The sequence below is a fragment of the Candidatus Acididesulfobacter guangdongensis genome (assembly GCA_004195045.1).
GTDB classification, from domain to species: Bacteria; SZUA-79; SZUA-79; order Acidulodesulfobacterales; family Acidulodesulfobacteraceae; genus Acididesulfobacter; species Acididesulfobacter guangdongensis.
This window is the reverse complement of sequence record SGBC01000002.1, coordinates 439,695-458,630: the sequence shown is the minus strand read 5'-3', so window position 1 is coordinate 458,630 and position 18,936 is coordinate 439,695. Positions and strand designations below refer to the sequence as shown.

The following is an 18,936-nucleotide window of genomic DNA, read 5'->3' as shown; positions in this document are numbered from 1 at the left end:
ATGCTGACTTTAGGCGGTATTGATGAAAAGTTAACTCCAAAAATTGCCGAAGATTATTTTCAAAAAGAAAAAGAACAGTTTGAATTAGAAGAATACTACTCGAACCAAAACTCTGAAACGTTCTACGGCGGTCTTGCAAACAAATTTGTAGGAGAGCAGATATTAGAACCTTCTAAGACATCACTAACCGGCGAAAAGCATGTATCGCTTAAATCCGGAAGGACGTTCAGGGAATTTTTGAACGGAAAGGATTCTATCGATATGACTTTTACAGCTCCCAAATCTGTTTCGGTTATGATTGAACTTACAAAAGACGAACAACTGCGAAAAAAAATGATAGAGATTCACGAAAACGCCGCATGCGGAGCTATGCGATACGTCGAAGAAAATCTTGCATATACTCGCTTGTCGCACAGAGAAGGCGGTAAAAAAGTTTATGACCCAGTGTATCCCGGAAAAATGGAATATGCGGCGTTTCTGCACCACGATACAAGAGAAAAAGACCCTGATATACATTCTCATTTTATAGTTCCAAAAAGGTTATACGTAAGAGGACAGGAATATGCGCTTGAAGTAGGGCGCTCTATTCCGCAAACTAGGGGCAGGAATATTCTTGATAATAAAAAAAGGCTTGGCGAGTATTATAGGGCGCTTGAAATTAATCAATTAAGGCAGAACGATATTTCAGTTAAGGTCACTGATTATAAGAATTTCTTTTTTGAAGTTGAAGGGGTCGAACAAAAGACTCTAGAAACGTTTTCAAAACGTTCGGAGCAAATCAAAAATGAATTCGATAAAATTAAAGACGTTGCCGACGGCAACGAGGCGGAAGTGAAAGCGAGAATAGCATTAGAAACTAGAAAAAGAAAAGATTCAAGCGTACCTCTTAGCGATTTAAGAACTAAATGGGAGGCAGAAAGTCCGCAGAAAGATGTCGTGCCGGTTATAAAAAGCGTTAAGCTGGCCGGTGCGGACGACATTGACGCCGCTTTAAAATCAGCTACGGCGAAATTGACGGAAAATAGAGCGCAAATGTCGGATCTGGATTTGAGAGTTACAGCGATGAAGCATCTGATTTATAACGATTTGAAATTTAACGAGGAAGATATAAATTTAAAAATTAAAGAAATGTTTAAGCGCCGCGAACTTGTTAAATTAGATCCAGACGGTTTTTTTTTAACTACAAAAGAAATAAGAATGGCTGAAATAAAAATTCAGTCTTTCTCTAAAAATACTTTTGAAAAATACGACGGCATAGTCGAAAAAAATTCGGCTAAAACTGAAATAGGAGAATGGGAAAAGAAAGCGGCGGAAATATTCAAAAAAGAAAAAGGTAAAGATTTTGCTTTGACCGCAGACCAGAAAAAAGTACTTGAAGCTCTATTAACTACAAAAAACGGAGTTACAGTGATACAAGGAGACGCAGGAACCGGAAAAACTACGCTTTTGAAAGCCTTTCATGAAATAACGAAAGAAAGGGGGGTGCAGTTGGCAGGTTTATCGACGACAGGTAAGGCCGTCAAAGAGATTGTAGAGCAAAGTATGATAGATTCAAAAACGATTGATAGTCATATTTTGCAAGGAAAAAATATTAAAGAGTTTACAGACGCTAACGGTAAAAAAATATATATAGTCGATGAATCGTCTATGAATGCGACTTTGAAAATTAAGGAAGTAATAGAACTGGCGGAAAAAGAAAACGCCAGGGTTATTTTAATCGGCGATATAAAACAGTTAGCTTCAATTCAGGCAGGCGGTATGTTTGAAAGATTGCAAAAATCTAAAAACGTAACGTTCGTCGAAATGCACGAGTCGATAAGGCAGACCGACCTTTTTTTAAAAGAAGCTGTTAAAACTATCGCTAAAGGGAAAATAAAAGACGGAATGAAAATGCTTGACGAAAAAAATATGATTCACGTATTTGAAAACAAAGAGGTTCTATACGAAAGCATAACCGACGCTTTCGTTAAAGAAGGTAATTTGGAAAATTTTATTCTCTCGTCGCAGAATAAAGACAGATATGAGCTCAATAAGATTACCAGGGAAAAATTAAAAAATGCCGGCGCGATAGCTAAAGAAGATTTTCAAATGAAAATCAGGGAAGGGAAAAATATAGGGGATGAAGATAAGAAAAATTTTTGGAATTATGAAAAGGGGGATATAGTTCTTAGAGGTAAACATACTTATGAAATCAAAAACGTCGATTTCGAAAATAAATCAGTAATTGCCGTGGATAAGTTTTCCGGACAAGAGATTTTAATGTCCGGAAATAAATTAAAAGCCAATCAAGTTTATATCGAAGCCGAAAGGAAATTTTCAAAAGGGGATAAAATTATTTTTCTGAAAAACGATTACCATATAGAAGTTGTAAATAATGGATTAGATAAAAAAGAATACGGGGTGCAAAACGGTCTTAGCGGCTTGATTAAAAATATCGAAAGTTTAGGAAACGATAATTATAAAATCGAAGTCGATATCGGGAAAGGTAAGACTGTTAATTTTGAAACGAAAGATTATAATTATTTCACTCACGGCTATGCAATCACGAGTTATAAGTCGCAGGGACAGACGGCCGAAAAGGTTTATATATATTCCGACAGAACGACTAAAAACGAATTTTATGTAAACGTTTCGCGGGCGAAACAAAATATAGAAATCTTCACTATGGATAAAACATTATTATTTAAGACCGCGTTAAAAGATGATAGACAAGTTGATAGTATAACATTCGAAAATAGAAACTATAAAAATTATTCAATCGTCGAAAATATCTTGAATCAAATGAAAAAAATAGATACATCTATTCCGTCTATAAAAGAGCTTAAAGAAACATTCGAAAGGGAGAATTTAAGAAAAGAATTTCAAAAGCCGAAAACTGAGAAAAAGGAAAAAACTTTTTCAAGGGAAAAACCGGCGGAAAGCAAAAAAATTTCCCGAAAACAAATATAATGTTGCTTTGCAAATTTTAATTAGAAAAAACAAAGGCAAATATGGTAAAAAACAATTTAATTGAAAACAGAAAAAAACTTTTTATTAATGAGTGCTTCGCACATTAATTTTAAAAACAAAAACTTTATTATGGTGGCTTCGTATTATATTAAATTAGTTTATGATACATTTTTGTTAATATTATATATAAAATTTATAAACATTTTTTATTACGGAGTGCTTCGCACTTTATTAAAAAAAGCAAAGCTAATAAGGAGTGCTTCGCACATTATTATAAAAGGCAACTATACTGGTACACCTGCGCACCAGGCAAGCTGGAAACGCAGGTTTTAGGCGGTTTTTTTATGGCGGGTTATGGAATGTTATATCGTCAACGCTATATGATAATTGAATTTGTTGTATGGAGTGAAAATTACATAAAATTGCGCCATAGTGGGAGCATAAAAAAGCACTAAAAAAGGAGATCGAAAAATGTCAAAAAAAGATTGTCATGTTTATATTGATGAAAGATTTATTCGTAAGATAGGAATGGAGAATAAATCGAAAATAGTAAATGATGCTTTAAAAAAATATTACACAGAAGAACGGGAATATTATAAGAACGATTTGCAAATTATAAAAGATTTTTCAGATACGATTAACAACTTAACTTCTGCAATAAATAAACAGCAAATCGAAATTCAAAAATTACATATAAAGACTGATTTTGTTTTCAATATGGCGCTCTGGGGTGCATATTCTGCAGATATTATTTTGGAAGAAAATAATAAAAAAATTATTACAACGGAAGTAGAAAAATTAAAAGAACAATATCAAAAATTTAAAGAATTTAAGGAGGAAAAACTATGAAAGAAAGTAAAGATTTAAAAGTTATCCGCGAAAAAATTAAACATTTTAAAGCATTGGAAAACAAAATTCTAAAAGAAGATTTAAATAGCGATTTCGGAAAAATTACGCGGCGGTTTTTCGATAACAGATTTGAAAATTATGAGCAATTTAAAAACGAACTTCTTAGCGTGGCAAATAAGTATCAATATAACGTTAATACGGAGAAAAAAGATGAAGTTTCAGGACATCAGGATAAAAATACAGCAGACTAAATCTGTATTGAAATGGGTAATAGAAGGTATTTTATTCGTGCAGTTTATCTTTTATTTTTTTATGCTGTATAAAGTTAATTATAAAATCTATACGGTTCTAAAAACATTAGTTAAAGAACATTATCCTTTAAAAGAAATCAATTGGGGATTAGTGTTAAAAGATTTAAATTTTAAAACCCCGTTGTTATATTCTCTGCTTGTCGATTTATTGCTAATACCTGCTGTTTATTTAGTTCTAAAGAACAGTTCCGGCGATCCGGTTAATGAAAATAAAAACGAAAAAATCATACGAGGCTCTACCATGGAGAGTGTTAAAAAGTACAAAAAAACGGTTGATTATAACGATGTGTTTTGTACTATTGGAGATGTGCCGCTGACTATGAAAATTATTTATAGAAATATTCTTGTGTTAGGAGCTACTGGTTCAGGTAAGACGCAGATTATTTCAAAAATACTTTTCGATAGTTACAATAGATTGGATTACAACGCTATTATCTATGACAGCAAAAAAGACTTCGTACCGGTCTTTTATAATCCTAAATACGATATAATTTTTAATCCAGCGGACGACAGATGTCCCGCATGGAATATATTAGACGAAATTGAAAATAAAGCGGACGCCGCAACGCTTGCCGAAGTACTCATTCCGGAATCAGATACGAGTAACCCGAACGGTTTTTTTATAACAAATGCGAGGCATATTCTTGAAGCAATGATTATGTATCTAAAAATGAAAAATTTAGGTACTAATGAAAACTTGATCAGGCTTGCAAGTAAAACGCCTGAAGATTTATTAAAGCTATTCAAGTCTGATCCTGAAGTAGAAAAACAGTGCATTATGGCTATAACTCCGCTGCAGTCGGACGAAGTGAAGTCGATGATGACCGAAATCTCACGCTATTTAAAAGCTTTTACTATTATGCCCTCGAAGCCTGACAAAGAAGGAATGAAAACTTTTAATATAACGAAGGATTTTTTAAAGAAAAGAAAAACTAGGATATTTTTCAATTTAGATAAAAATTCAGAGATATTCGTTAAACCTATAATGAAAATTTTTATGGAGCTGTTAATTAAGAAATTCCTATCTGCTCCAGACGGTGAGAATACGCCGACTTTGTTTTTATTCGACGAACTTTCGAATTTTGATAAAACACCTGGTATAATGGATTTGCTTGATAAGGGGCGCTCGAAAAACGCTTCTGTTATTGTTGGAATTCAAGATAAAGCTAAAACTGAATTTGTGTATGGGCATGATTTAACTATGAATATGATGAATAGTTGTAATAGCGCGATATATTTAAGAGTCAATAATAATGATGAGGCTGAATATGTTAGCAGACAAATTGGATCGCAAGAGGTAGAACGTACAAGCGCAAGTGATTCTGTGACAGATGAAAAATATACACATTCAAAATCAACCCAAGTGGTCGAAAAAAAGTTATTTTTGCCGTCTCAAATCTTGAATTGGCCTGATTTAGAAGCAATTGTTAAATTGGTTAATATACCTTATTTTATGCATATTTATATTATTCACCAAACATATAACAAAATTAATGAAGGCTTAATTAGTTCTAACAGGCTTGTTATACCAAAATCAGAGAACAAAAATAATGAAAGTCAAAAAATACTTGATAATACTGAAGTCGCAGATAAAGTCGAAGAAATAAAATCGGCGAATACAGAGAAACAAGAACCTGAAGAACCGGAGAAACATATTGTTGAGAGAAAATTAAAAGGGATTTAATCAATAATTTATAAATTTAAGAAAGGAGGCACTTATTATGTTTATTTATAGTGGTGGTGTAGTAACGAGAAAAAAGTTAGACGAAGCAATTGATTTTTTTGTTGAAATTGAAACTGGATATAGGGAGGCAGTAAGACAAGCAGAACTTAGCGGTGATAGACCTCCTTTTTTCAGCGAATGGGAAAAGAAGTATCCTGATGTAAATATTGCATATGAAGTAATAAGGCAATTTGCACGGCAGATACAGCCTAACGATTTAAAAACTATGCAAAATGTATTTTATAGCATAGTAAATTCGACTGATGATTATTTTAGGCGTAATGTTATAAGCGATTATTTGACTATTGAGTGGGACGGGATTGGCGAGTGGAGAAAATAATTTTAAATTATGTTAAAATTATTTTAAATTAACCCAGGAGGTCATTATGAAAAAAAAAGAAAATCTATTTACTGCTTTTATTCGCTTTAATCCTTGTTGCTATGCCGGCAATGTCCGGCTGCGCTCCGGACAGAGTTCTTGGAATTATCCCCGCCGGCGTTTTTTATCCCGTTAAAATCAGTTTAGTAAGTCCCGCAAACGGCGCCGTGAACGTTCCCACAAACGTCGTTGTGAAAGCTTCTTTTAACGAAGCGCTTAATTCTTTATCTTTTAACCGCAGCACGTTTTTATTAATCGGTCCGGACGGCCGTAAAGTGCCGGGTAAAGTTTATTACAATCCGAATTCCTTAACCAACTATATTGCAACCTTTACGCCGCTCGTTCCTCTTAGGCCGAATACCGAATACACGGCGGAGCTCACTACCGGAATTATGGGAAATTTAAAGCAGCACCTTAAAAAGAATTACATTTGGAGATTTACGACAGGGAATTAAATCCAAAAGCTAAAGACCAAAGACCAGAAAAGCCCGCTTGTGCGGGCTTTTTTATTATATTGGAAAAGGGAAGAACCAAAAGCTTAAAGGCCGACTACCTGTCCCAGCCTTTGCCTTTACTTATTCTGTTTTGGAGATCCTTGGAAAAGGCGTCGGGCTGTGAGATATTTTTTTCTACTTTTTGTGAGAATATTTCTTCCAATACATATTGTGTTTTGGGTTGAATTAATTTATCCGGATATAAATCTCTAACGACATAAAGAGCGTCTTCGGCAGACTTGATATTGAGTTTATTTAATAAGAATTCGATATCGGGCTTATCTTCCATTCTTGAAGCAAGTAGTTTCATTGCAAGCATATATTCTTCCGACGCTGCCATAACCTTTAAATTTTTTTCATCGATTATCGGGATAGAATTATCATCTTTTTTTGCAGGTATAAAACTTTTAGCCGCATCGTTAATCCAGTATTCTTCAAGTCCCATTTCATCCGCAACCTGCTTTGAAATTTTATAGATAATATCTTTATTCGTAAAGATAGCGTCTATATCCTTCGTAGTAGTTCTTGCGTTATATGCTAATATCATCGCTGCGCCGCCTACAATATAGATTTCCGCTTGCTTTTCTTGTTTAGCTAATAAATCTGACAGTCTTTTAAAAGCTTTAATTATCGTTTCCTTAGTCATTATACCCTCTGAAAAAAAGAATCGTCTATAAAAATACCTCTGCGCTTAAAAGAAGCCGGAGACTGCATTAAGCATGTAGGAATCATAAAATTATAATTATTAGGGAACCACCATTTTTTTAAAAACCGGTTTTGCATTAAAGCCCAGTCCGGAAGCTTAAGATTATAGTGATAAGCTAAATATTCGCAGAGAGCGGCTAAAAATGCGTCGAAATGATTATTTCCTGTTGGATTCGGTTCTTCGTTAATTATAGACTGTCTATTATCTTTATAGTGATAAAAATCGTCAAGGAAGTTTCTTATGCAAGTAAATGCATTATATTCTTTGCTATAGTATTTAGCGGCGTTTAAATCAAGCCCGTTTTTTTTATAAAACTCTTCCTGCGAAGTTTCAAGTATTTTTTTAATGCAAATAGACGTGCTTTTTAAAGTTTCCATAATTTTATACCTTACCTATCCCAGCCTTTGCCTTTATTTATTCTATTTTGAAAATCATTAGAGAAGTCGTCGGGCTTAGGAGACTGAGATTCTTGATTTGGTAATCCTTTTTCCTTTCTATTAAATTTATTTGTAGCAATCTGCTCAAGCATTATAATATCTTCCTCAAATCTGTCTTTTAAGATTGTATCTTCTTTATATGCTTCAGAATATCTGTCTATTATATTGTTAATGTTTTTATACATATTTTTAATAAAATCAATTTGCGCCTGATTAAGGATAGCGGCATACTTATTGCCAATAAAAATAATATCGTGTAAATCTCTCGAAGCTGTTCTATTTTCAAAAGCCGCTTTTTTAAAATCAAATAAAAATGGTAGCTTAAAAATTCTTTTGCTATTTATTATATTTGTCTCGTCGTTATCGAATTTTCTTCTAAAAGACATTTCTATTTTGAGTTTAAAAATTTCGTTGTTATATGAATTTTTATAATCTATCATATATCTTTTAACATCATCGGTATCTTTTCTTAAATTAATATTGCTTAAAATAAGTTTATTACTTCCGTAAAATGATAAAAAAGATTCTTTAATAACTGACTCAAGGTTTATATGCTTATTTGCGTCAAAATCGAGATCCAACGACATCCTGTCGAGTTTATATCCGAATAATAAAGCAGTACCGCCTTTAAGAGTAAGCGGAAGATTATTCTGATATATTTTTTTAGTTATAGCGTCCATTAAGTTATAATGGATTATTTCTTTATCATTTAACAAATTCATTTTTCCACCTTAAGAGCATATCATTTTCTTTATTTTGAGCTTGTTCGAGCATTATCTTAAAATATTTCATAAATTCTACAACGTCTTCGTCTTCCAATAAATAATCATTAAAAATAACATGGTCTGGATAACGTTTAAGAACAAATATGTTATGATATACCATGTCGGCTATAGCTCTTGCGGGAGACGCGCACTTAATATCACCTGTGTATTTAGAAAAACCGCCGGAAGAAACTAATCCGGCATTACCGAATAGTTCTGTGGTGTCAGCATAATCAATGCCGCTTATCGGCCAATTACCAGTTCTAATATTACCTAAAATATGCCAGTCTGCGCCGGTAATATTTAAAGCGCCGAATCCGGTAATATATTTTATATTTTCTTTTTCCATAATCTTATATTATATCATACCCTACTTTGAGTTCCTTAACCTTTTCCAGTTCTTCCTGACTTATCTCTTTTTTCCAGCCTTTGCGGTCCTTATCCCAGGCAAAACCCATTTTTTTAACAGCATCTTTGACGGCGTAAGTCTTTACGTCGCCTTTGTCGTTTAAGACGATAGTTATATTTGAGCTCCGCTGATTTTCAATTTCAATTGAGGCCGGTTCTTTAACGCCTTTTTTAGCTTCGGGGGTGGGCTTAGATTCCTTAAGATATAATGAACCTATAAATTAAGACAGCTTTTTTAAAATTGAACTTCCGCAATTACAATAATTATAAAAATCTGTTAAAATTTATTACTATCAGCTAATAAGAAAAATAATAAAAAGATTAAAAAATTAGCAAATTTAAAATAATAAATTTAAATATAATTAAAATAATAATTATAATTAAACATAGGAGCGTTATAATGAGCACAAACCACAGAAAGTTTTCTCCTGATTTTAAGGCTAAAGTTGTCTTAGAACTATTAGAATCAGGCAAGACGACTAATGAAATAGCCATTCAATATAAAATACTGCCTAAAAGCGTTCAGGTATGGAGGAAGCAATTCTTTGAGAATGCTTCCGCTATTTACGAAGACTCAGTATCTTCTAAGAAATACAAAGACGAACTAAAAGAAAAAGAAGAAAAAATAGAAAACTTAGAAAAAACTTTAGGCAGAACTGTAATGGAACGAGACTGGCTGCAAAAAAAAGTAGGGAGCTTGGGCTTGATTGACAAATTAAGCCTTGTAGAACCTGAGCTCCCGTTGTCTATTACAAGGCAGTGCCAGCTGTTAAAATTAAATAGAACTACAATCTATTACGAACATGCTGAAAAATTATTAGATCAAATTATATTAAACAGGTTAGATGAAATATATACGGAATTTCCGTATTACGGATACCGCCGCATGTATCATACTTTAATTCAGGAAGGCAAAGACACTAATCCTAAGCAAATATTAAGTTATATGAAAATACTGGGCATTAAAGCGCTGTATCCGGTAAAAAAGAAAAACACTTCAATGCCTGACGCAACTCATGAAAAGTATCCGTATCTCCTGAAAGGACTTAAAGTAACTAAACCCAATCAGGTATGGGCGTCCGATATAACGTATATACGATTAAATCACGGCTTTGTTTATCTATGCGCTATAATTGACCTTTATACAAGAAGTATTCTGTCGTGGAGACTATCTCCTATTATGGACGAAAGACTTACTATTAATGTATTAAATGATGCTATACATAAATACGGAAATCCTGAAATATTTAATTCAGACCAGGGTTCGCAATATACGGCTCAAAACTTCATTAATATTTTAGTAAATCATAAGATATCTATTTCAATGGATTCTAAAGGCAGAGCGTTAGATAATATATTTATCGAAAGATTTTGGAAAACTATAAAATACGATAATATCTATCCTTCGGGATATTTAACGATAAAAGAAGCGCATGACGGTATTGACGCTTTCATGCATCAATACAACAATCACAGGCTTCATTCATCTTTGGGATATAAACCGCCGCTAAAATTTTATAGTGAATATTTTGAAAAAGCGGCATAAAATTTTTTAAAGGGGGTACCCCCTTTAAATTATACTAATAAAAATAAATAATAATTAATAATTAAAATGATAATAAAAAAGAATTAAAAGAAGGAAGTAATAAAATAAAAAATTGGTCTTGACAAATGGGTGCAGTATAAGAAGCATATCCAAAAAACTTTTATACGTCTTATACGCAATTTTGATTCCGATAGAATTTAGAGCTTTTAATTGTGCGCTCAAAGACATTTTCTTTTCGAGCATTAATTTAATTTCCGGAATAAACGGAATTAAGAGAGCTTCTTTTTTTTTAGCCGGATGAGCGCCTTCTATCGCCGATAATAGAATTTTTTTCTTTTCTTCAATGCTAAGTTCATTTTGAATGTCATTTTTTTTCATAACGATTACCTTTTAAATTGATGTTGTAATAAAAATCGCCTATACTTGCAATGGAACCTGACGATAAATTGACGCCGTATGAGGGTAAATTAGTTAAAGCGGATACTTTCGGGGTAATAAAAATAGATAAAGACGTAATTTCCGTTAAGACTAACGACCCGAAAGTCCTTGCGCTTGGGGACTTAAAAAACGGGGAAGTGAAACTAAAAAATACGGAAGAAAACAGAAAAAAATTTCTTTTTGCCGCAAATCCTCAAGCGGGACGCTGGCAGGCTGAAGGCGAAGAAACTCTGAAAAACATTGCAAGCACTTTGCATAAATTTGCTGACGCTATTCCTTTGGTGCATTACGGCGAACTTACTCCGGAACTTTCAAAAAAAGGATTTGACACATTTACAAACCATATATCTAAATCTTTGGGGCTTAAAATACAATGATAGACTTAAAAAAATATACGAAAGCGAACTTAAAGCCGTCAGTATCTGAACTTCTTCCGATATTTTCTTTGGCGAACCCTGACGTAATAAGACTGAAAGACGAAGGCTTATGCGCGCTTTATAAAGTAAGAGGAATTGATTCCGAAACATTCGGAAGCGATTTTATCAGTTACTATGCCGACAGGCTTGAAGACGCGCTAAAAGGACTTGGCGAGAACTGGACAGTCTCGTTTTTTTTGATAAGAAAAAGAAATTACTACTATCCTGATATAGAATTTAAGTCTTCGGTTTCTAAATATATAGATGAAAAATATAAAGAAAGGGTTTTAAGGAATAAAAACTACGTAAATAATATTTATATATCTTTTATCTACAGGGAAAATAGATCGAAATTAAAAATATTCAAGAAAGTTTTCGAAAGAGACGGGAAAAAGATAACGGAGAAAGTTAAATCTTTAAGCGAAAAAAAGACTAAAGAAGACGTTATTAAAGAGCTTAAAGAAAGATTGAGACTTATAAATAAAGAATTAGAAGGTATTGCCGAATCTTTACCGAAATTAGGACTTGAAAGGCTTAAAGACGAAGAACTTCTTGCTGCTTACTATTTTGTAGTTAATCCGGCGCAAGACTTAAGGCAGGGGGGGATAAGGCTTCCGGACTACGCTTTCTTAGACGAATATTTAACGGATTTCACCGTTGACGCAGACTACGAAGAAGCTATCAAATTAGATTCTTCGGTATATAAAGTTTTAAGCGTAAAAGACTATCCTCAGGAAACTTATCCCGGCGTATTAGACGGGCTCCTTTCTTTAGATAAAGAACTAAAATTTTCCTGTTCGTTTTCTTTTCTTTCTAAAGAAAAAGCTAAAAGCTTGATGAAAAAAAGAAGAAGACATTATTTCGTAACGAGAAAAAGTCTTCTTCATCAAGCATCCGAAACCGCCACAGGCGAAGAAACTAAATTAATAGATCCCACTAAAATGAGCTACGTTTACGACACCGAAGAAGCTATGCAGGAACTCGACTTGGTGCGGCCTTTCGGAATAGCTTCCGTAAATTTTATAGCTTGGGGAAAGGCGGAAAAAGAAGCGGAAGAAACGTCAGCTAAAATAACCGGTGTATTAAAAGATAGGGGATATCAAGTACTCACGGAAAGCTTAAATAAAATTTCCGCCTATTTCTCGGCCGTGCCTGGCGGAGATAAATTAAATCCCCGCTCTTTCATGGTAAGTCTTGGCAATTTTGTCGATTACATCCCTTTCAGGACTATTTTAATAGGGGATAAATTTAACTTCTACCTTAAAGCGCCGGCATTATGCGCTTTAGAAACGAAACATAAGACCTTATTTTACTTTAATTTTCACGTAAAAGACGTAGGACATACCGTTATCTTCGGACCCACCGGCGCGGGTAAATCCGTCATATTAAACTTCTTGGCGGCTCAATATATGAAATACGACCCTCAGGTATATTTCTTCGACTTCGGCTACACCGCAGAAATTCTGTCTTTAGCCCAAAACGGACTCCATGTCGATTTTAAGCCGGAGAAAAGAACCTACTTAAATCCTGTCTCTCTAATAAGCAAAAAAGGCGGGAAGAGCTTCTTAAGAGATTTTCTGCAGGTATTAATCGAGTCGTTCGGATATGCTATGGATGACGAAGATTTAAAACAATTGTGGAAAGCTATAGAACTTGTAGCAAATCTTCCGAAAAATAAGCACGTCATCGAGTCTTTTTTAAGTGTCCTGCCGACTAATTTATCCGATAAATTGCGTCCGTGGGTTACCGGGGAATATAAAAACTATTTTAATAATCCGGTTGATATGCTTAACTTATCGAAATATACCGTTTTCGAGATGAAAAACTTAAGCGGGGATAACAATTCTAAAGTAATACCGCCTTTATTAATGTATCTTTTCGAAAGAATAGATTCTTCTTTGACTTCTTTAATTCCTACAATAATTATTTTAGACGAATCCTGGTTCGAACTTCAGCATCCGATTTTTGCGGGCAAAATGCAGGAATGGCTTCAGACTTTACGCAAATTAAACACAATAGTAGTATTTGCAACTCAAGACCCTATGCACGTGGCAGAAAATCAAAAAATGCTCTCAAGCGTTCTTACTAACGTATCTACTAAAATATTTTTGCCGAATTACAAAGCGGATACGACCGATATGAAAAACCTCTATATCAATACATTCGGTCTTACGGAAAACGAATTCGAAATGGTCGTGAAAGGAACGCCCCAAAGGGATTATCTTATCAAGCAGGAAAACATAACCCGCATGGCGCAGCTTAGCTTAGACGAAAACATCACTTCCCTTATTCAGTCCGACGAATACGCAAGGCGTCTTGCGAAAGCGGTAAAACTTAAAGGCGGAGAAGACTGGTTTAAAGACTACGTAGAACACTACAAGAAAAGAACTCCGTTAAAAGAAGTCGAGGACTTAAGCGAATATTTTGTTAATTGAAAATATGATATAATAGGATTATGGAAAAAGAAAATATAAAATACATAACCGGATTTGGCGCTTTAAATATTACCGGCGCAGACTGGCATATTTTAGATAATATTAGAACGGGTAATTGGCCGATAAGCGGCGTCGATTATGCGGATACTACAGGACTATTCGGCAATGCCAGATTAGTTTCTTCCGGCGATTTTTCTAAATCTTTAGGCAGTAATATTAAGAATATTAAGTGTGCGTCTCCTGCACGGGCTATAGCCGATATGCTATATCATAATATATTTGTCCTTAAACGTTATCCCGACCATGTTATTTTTAATGATTATTTATTGGAAGACGAAGACGTAGCAGAATTTATGAAATATTTTAAGATTATGCTCACACATGCTCAAACGGACGAGAAAGATGTGCTTTTAAGGTGGCAAAATGAATTCGTTAAATGATAAAGAAATAATCCATTATAATTTAATGGACGCTATAACTAAAAAAATATATCAGAATAATTTAGACGGTAATACTGCAAAAACCCCTACAGTAAAAAGTTAATAGCCTGTAAATCTTTATCAATGAAAGCTTTGTAAACTGCTATTTTGGGCTCATAACCCAAAGGTCGCAGGTTCAAATCCTGCTCCCGCAACCATTAAAAACCTCAGTAAATAAGCACTTCAGAGTAAACCTTAATGAATCTATTCATAATATAAAGATAAAAAAGCCGGAAAAATTAGATTTTTTAAACGAACTTTTAAACAAAGTTAATATACTTGAAGACATAGATATTTATTATCAGCATTTAGAATCCCTTCCGAAGAATGATAGGATAATTTTATCATCTGCTATTTATCACAATATAGATTTTTTTATCACGGGAAATACCAAAGATTTTTTAACTTTTTATAATAAAAAATTAAAAATATAATAAACCCATAAATTCAGACAGCTTTTTTAAAATTGAACTTCCGCATTACAATAATTATAAAAATCTGTTAAAATTTTTTCTTATTAGCTAATAAGAAAAATAATAAAAACTCCTTTTAATTTATGTTTTATATATAAAATACATTTATATTTATTATATTATTTTAATGTAAGGTAAAGACGTCTTGTTCGTTATGAATTTTGATATTTGTTAGTGTAGATTAAGTTTTGTTCTATGTAATAATCGGTGAAAAAACCGACGAGTTTTTTATAATCACCGGTATTATAAAAATAGAGCATGGTATCATTGAATTTTTTTTTATCTTTGCTTTTAATATTAAGCATAAAATAACCGTTGGAAAGCAAAATGCCGTTTGTCATAAGCCTCGATGTCCTTTTATTCCCGTCCCAGAAAAATTGGTTCCTGCATCCGAATCCGAAAAAAATGAATGATCTTATTACGGGATTCTTTATCTGCTTTATTTTTTCAATGCCGTTAGTAAAAATTTCGTTTAATTCTTCGGCTTGCGACGGGATATATTCAGTCCCGCCTATTCTTATATTCCCTGTTCTAAACTGTCCCCATGCAAGCTATTCTTCAAAAGATACCATGCCGTTAAATTTACAAAATGTTTCTTTGTCAAGTTCAAACTCGTTATTTTTTACTATGTGAAATAGGTATTCAACCGATTTATTCTGGTTTAAAACCTGCATTTCATCGCTTATTCTATGTCCGCCTACTGTTATTCCTTCAAGCAGAGTTTCAATTTCAGGGTAGGTCATCGGATTTCCTTCAAGATAAACTACATTGTAAACATATTCGACCTTTTCTTTTTTAGCTATAAAAAAAGATAAATTTTTATCAGGTTTAAAATATTTATCTATATTTTGTCCGTATATTGAAATATCATCTATATTTTTTAACTCATCAAATAGGTCAGCCATGATAAAATCTCCTCAGTTTCAAAAATAATAGGAATAAAAAATACATCTATGAAAAAAAATTAAATCAAAGCCGGATGTCAGATAATAGATACGCTTAAAAAAATTCAAAACAAGCACGGAAAAAGATTCGGAACTTAATTTTTATTATTTTTTAACTATATTTTTATATCCAACTTAAATTTCTTCAATTCTTGCATACTTTAATAGCATATTAGAATCAAATGCGGAAAGGTTATTAAAAAACTCTAATTGAAAAGAGCCCGACAATATTGATTTTAATGCGGCGCGTTCTCCGCATATTCCTACGAGCACAGCTCCGGTCAGACTCGCTTTGAGATAATTATTATCTATTGAAGCAAATGCTCCCATAACTGAAGACGATATGCAGCCAGCTCCCGTCATCTTAGTTAGTAATACATCCCCGTTTTTAACCGAATATACAATAAAACCGTCAGATATTACATCTTCTTTTCCGCTTACACATATTACAGAAGAAGTTTTTAAAGAAAGTTCTTTAGCTAAAGTTTTTTTATCTTCTACATGACCTGAAGAATCTACTCCTTTAGTTTTAAGTTTTATACCCGATAAGTTGGCTATCTCCGATTCATTTCCTCTAATAATAGAAAGTTTTACATTTGCCATTATTTCTTTAGAGGCATCGTTTCTTAAACAGCTTGCTCCGGCTCCCACAGGATCGAATATTACAGGAATCCCTTTTTTGTTGGCGCAGTTTCCGGCAAAAAGCATCACATCTATTAAATCTTTGGTGAGAGTCCCTATATTCAGGACTAAAGAATTAGATATTGAAACTATGTCTTCTATCTCTTCCTTAGCATAAGCCATAATAGGACTTGCTCCTATCGCAAGCAAAGCGTTGGCTGTTACGTTAGTGACGACCACGTTGGTTATATTATGAACTAACGGATTTTGTTTCTTTAACAGTTCTAAATTTTTAGATAAATCATTAATGGTTATCATAGCTTTTTAGTTTAACAAGTTAATAAAAAAAATATATATATATTAATTACGTACGGTAATTTATAGTTGCAGGGTTATAATTTTTAAATAAAACTTATTTACCTAAATATATTTATTATATTTTAGCATGATACATCATCTATGCAAACCTTATTTCTCCCTGTTTCTTTTGCATTGTATAAAGCCGCATCAACTCTATAAACAATGCTTTTTGATGTATCGTTCTGTTCAATATCGGTTATTCCGAAACTGCAGGTAATGGAATCGCCTATATTAAAATTATGCTTTTCTATTTTAAGTCTTAATCTTTCAGTAAGTTCTTTTGCAGTAGATATAAATGTTTCAGGTGATATTATCATAAATTCTTCCCCGCCGTAACGGGCGAAAAAATCTGCCGACCTCAAGTTTTCTTTTACTAAAGCTGAAAGTTCCTTTAATATAAAATCTCCGGTTTCATGACCGTATGTGTCGTTTATATTTTTAAAATGGTCAATATCGAACATAATAAGCGATAAAGGCCTATTATACCTTAGAGCCGCGTTAAGCAGCTCCGCAAGTTTATTATCGAAAGAGCGGCGGTTATTAATACCGGTTAAAGCATCGATTTCTGAAAGCTCTTTGTACTCTTCTCTTTCAATTAAAATATGCTGTTCTTTTAATATCTGGTCGGTAACGTCGGCAAATATCGCAAGACCTGTCTGTTCGTTATTATAAGTTATCGCTGTTCTAAACAGGTCTATGTAGTGTATTTTACCTCCGTCAAGATATTGATATATAAATCTTGAGGAAAATTCTTTATTAAAATACGGCTTAAATATCGGGGTGTTTGAATAATAGAGATTGTCTTCTTTAATCCTGAAAAAATCATTAACGTTTAAATTTAAAAATTTTTCTTTACTATAATGAAATAAATCAAGGATAGCCGAATTTACATAGATAAATTTTTCCTGATTATACAGTGCAATACCTGAATGAATATTTTCTATTAAAATTTTGAAGAGATCGCGTTCCTGTTCTAATGCATTTCTTAGTTTTAATTCATTCTTATAAGCATCTATTCTGCCAAGACCTCTGGATATATTTTTAGCGGTTTCTTCAAGCAATATCTTCAGGTCGTCGTCAAAAATGTTCTCCTCATTATGATATATCCCGAACAGCGCCCATATCTCGCCATTTCTGAAAATGGGCAGATTAGCAGTTGATTTTATACCGAAACGCTCTGCCCGTTCTTTCCAAAGTGACAGGAACGAAGCCGACGCAAAAGACTGAATGTAGTATGATTTTTGTTTTCGCCATGTTTTGCCGGACGTTCCTTGACCTTCCGGAATATCCGGATTAACGGAAATAAAGACATCATCGAGATACCCTGTTTCGCCGGCAGAAGCCGGAAATTGCAGTCTTCCGCTTTCATCAGGTTTTGCAATATATGCAAGTTTAAGATTTCCTAATTTAACGGCGCTTTCACAGATAGACTTAAACATCTCGTTCTCATCTTTGCTGTCCGCCACAAATTCATTTATTTTAGCTAAAGCCGCATTAAAATCATACAATCGTCTTGCGCGTTCCTGCGCTTGCACTCTTTCGGTTATATCCGTTATGACCGACAGTATATAATGCTTGTTATTGTATAAAATTAAAGAGATGTTTGCTTCTACATTTTTTATGCTTCCGTCTTTACGTTTATGTTTAAAAATAGCCTGATTATAGCCTTCGCTTAATGCCTTAGCTCTGAAAGCCGCTAAATCGTCTGCCGGAATAAAAGGATTTATTGCAGCAATAGTCATACGCTGAAATTCGTCTTTAGCGTAACCGTAAAATATTTCAGCTTTTTCATTGGCGTCCATTATAAGACCTGTCTCAACGTCAATGATGAGCAGAGGAACAGGAAGCTTATCGAAAAATATTTTCAATCTCGATTCTGCATTAATAATAATTTCAGGCGGCATTTTTTAGTCGGTTATTTATCTGGTACGGGTAATGACTATGACGTGTACTATATTATAGCATACAATAATAAAATACTCAAATACAAATAACTGTCCAGTATTAATTTCTATTTGCTAAAGTGCATTATATGCGTTTGAGGTTTATATAATATATTTCCTTTTCTCCAAAAAAGAAATTATTACGTCATAATTATGAGTAAAATTTATATTCTTCTTTTAAAAAAATTTTGATACAATATTGCCGTAATATAAATATAATTATATATAAAACATATAATTTAGATATATAGTTTATAATCA

At 33.3% G+C, this 18,936-nt stretch carries 19 protein-coding genes and 1 tRNA gene; 11 read left to right on the top strand and 9 right to left on the bottom strand.

Going from position 1 to position 18,936, the window contains the following annotated elements; all coding sequences use genetic code 11:
• The 6 genes from EVJ46_06105 (at window position 1) to EVJ46_06080 (ending at window position 6,666) form a co-directional block, all read left to right on the top strand.
• On the top strand, window positions 1–2,949 hold the full coding sequence (locus EVJ46_06105; protein ID RZD16578.1) for a hypothetical protein: 2,949 nt from the start codon (window positions 1–3) through the stop codon (window positions 2,947–2,949).
• A 471-nt stretch (window positions 2,950–3,420) separates the two neighbouring features.
• Window positions 3,421–3,798: a hypothetical protein gene (locus EVJ46_06100; GenBank protein RZD16577.1), complete on the top strand. Its 378-nt coding sequence runs from the start codon at window positions 3,421–3,423 to the stop codon at window positions 3,796–3,798.
• A complete protein-coding gene (locus EVJ46_06095; protein RZD16576.1) occupies window positions 3,795–4,049 on the top strand; it encodes a hypothetical protein in 255 nt (84 codons plus the stop codon). Before EVJ46_06100 ends, EVJ46_06095 begins: the two co-directional genes overlap by 4 nt.
• Window positions 3,937–5,793 (top strand): DUF87 domain-containing protein, encoded by a 1,857-nt coding sequence (locus EVJ46_06090; GenBank protein ID RZD16575.1) that lies wholly within the window; start codon window positions 3,937–3,939, stop codon window positions 5,791–5,793. The genes EVJ46_06095 and EVJ46_06090 overlap by 113 nt, the downstream gene beginning before the upstream one ends.
• Before the next feature lie 37 nt (window positions 5,794–5,830).
• Window positions 5,831–6,172 carry a hypothetical protein gene (locus tag EVJ46_06085; GenBank protein RZD16574.1) on the top strand — a complete coding sequence of 114 codons (342 nt, stop codon included), beginning with the start codon at window positions 5,831–5,833 and terminating at the stop codon, window positions 6,170–6,172.
• A gap of 101 nt (window positions 6,173–6,273) precedes the next feature.
• Entirely contained in the window at window positions 6,274–6,666 is a 393-nt protein-coding gene (locus EVJ46_06080; protein ID RZD16573.1) for a hypothetical protein, read from the top strand.
• 94 nt (window positions 6,667–6,760) lie between these two features.
• Here EVJ46_06080 and EVJ46_06075 read toward each other — a convergent pair whose 3' ends face one another.
• The 4 genes from EVJ46_06075 to EVJ46_06060 are packed head-to-tail and all read right to left on the bottom strand — an operon-like array spanning window position 6,761 to window position 8,961.
• The gene (locus tag EVJ46_06075) at window positions 6,761–7,351 is read right to left on the bottom strand and encodes a hypothetical protein (GenBank protein ID RZD16572.1); all 591 of its coding nucleotides are present in this window, start codon (window positions 7,349–7,351) and stop codon (window positions 6,761–6,763) included.
• A complete protein-coding gene (locus tag EVJ46_06070; protein RZD16571.1) occupies window positions 7,351–7,788 on the bottom strand; it encodes a hypothetical protein in 438 nt (145 codons plus the stop codon). Before EVJ46_06070 ends, EVJ46_06075 begins: the two co-directional genes overlap by 1 nt.
• A gap of 11 nt (window positions 7,789–7,799) precedes the next feature.
• Window positions 7,800–8,570, bottom strand: coding sequence for a hypothetical protein (locus tag EVJ46_06065; protein ID RZD16570.1), 771 nt, complete (start codon window positions 8,568–8,570; stop codon window positions 7,800–7,802).
• Window positions 8,554–8,961, bottom strand: a complete 408-nt coding sequence (locus EVJ46_06060; GenBank protein RZD16569.1) for a hypothetical protein — start codon at window positions 8,959–8,961, stop codon at window positions 8,554–8,556. Before EVJ46_06060 ends, EVJ46_06065 begins: the two co-directional genes overlap by 17 nt.
• A gap of 459 nt (window positions 8,962–9,420) precedes the next feature.
• Between EVJ46_06060 and EVJ46_06055 the strand changes: the two genes are divergently transcribed.
• On the top strand, window positions 9,421–10,566 hold the full coding sequence (locus tag EVJ46_06055; protein RZD16568.1) for an IS3 family transposase: 1,146 nt from the start codon (window positions 9,421–9,423) through the stop codon (window positions 10,564–10,566).
• A 54-nt stretch (window positions 10,567–10,620) separates the two neighbouring features.
• On the opposite strand, the gene EVJ46_06050 is transcribed toward EVJ46_06055, so the two are convergent.
• Window positions 10,621–10,944 (bottom strand): hypothetical protein, encoded by a 324-nt coding sequence (locus EVJ46_06050; protein RZD16567.1) that lies wholly within the window; start codon window positions 10,942–10,944, stop codon window positions 10,621–10,623.
• A gap of 50 nt (window positions 10,945–10,994) precedes the next feature.
• Between EVJ46_06050 and EVJ46_06045 the strand changes: the two genes are divergently transcribed.
• The 4 genes from EVJ46_06045 to EVJ46_06030 all read left to right on the top strand — a co-directional run bounded on the left by EVJ46_06045 (window position 10,995) and on the right by EVJ46_06030 (window position 14,492).
• Window positions 10,995–11,381 carry a hypothetical protein gene (locus EVJ46_06045; GenBank protein RZD16566.1) on the top strand — a complete coding sequence of 129 codons (387 nt, stop codon included), beginning with the start codon at window positions 10,995–10,997 and terminating at the stop codon, window positions 11,379–11,381.
• Window positions 11,378–13,855: a hypothetical protein gene (locus EVJ46_06040; protein RZD16565.1), complete on the top strand. Its 2,478-nt coding sequence runs from the start codon at window positions 11,378–11,380 to the stop codon at window positions 13,853–13,855. The genes EVJ46_06045 and EVJ46_06040 overlap by 4 nt, the downstream gene beginning before the upstream one ends.
• A 20-nt stretch (window positions 13,856–13,875) precedes the next feature.
• Window positions 13,876–14,295, top strand: coding sequence for a hypothetical protein (locus tag EVJ46_06035; GenBank protein RZD16564.1), 420 nt, complete (start codon window positions 13,876–13,878; stop codon window positions 14,293–14,295).
• Between the two features lie 128 nt (window positions 14,296–14,423).
• Window positions 14,424–14,492, top strand: a tRNA-Leu gene (locus EVJ46_06030).
• Between the two features lie 467 nt (window positions 14,493–14,959).
• Here EVJ46_06030 and EVJ46_06025 read toward each other — a convergent pair.
• From EVJ46_06025 to EVJ46_06010, 4 genes are all read right to left on the bottom strand, one after another.
• Window positions 14,960–15,328: a Fic family protein gene (locus tag EVJ46_06025; protein RZD16657.1), complete on the bottom strand. Its 369-nt coding sequence runs from the start codon at window positions 15,326–15,328 to the stop codon at window positions 14,960–14,962.
• A gap of 30 nt (window positions 15,329–15,358) precedes the next feature.
• Entirely contained in the window at window positions 15,359–15,712 is a 354-nt protein-coding gene (locus EVJ46_06020) for a hypothetical protein (GenBank protein RZD16563.1), read from the bottom strand.
• A gap of 174 nt (window positions 15,713–15,886) precedes the next feature.
• The gene (locus EVJ46_06015) at window positions 15,887–16,690 is read right to left on the bottom strand and encodes a hydroxyethylthiazole kinase (protein RZD16562.1); all 804 of its coding nucleotides are present in this window, start codon (window positions 16,688–16,690) and stop codon (window positions 15,887–15,889) included.
• Between the two features lie 122 nt (window positions 16,691–16,812).
• Entirely contained in the window at window positions 16,813–18,636 is a 1,824-nt protein-coding gene (locus tag EVJ46_06010) for a diguanylate cyclase (GenBank protein ID RZD16561.1), read from the bottom strand.
• Between the last annotated feature and the right edge of the window lie 300 nt (window positions 18,637–18,936).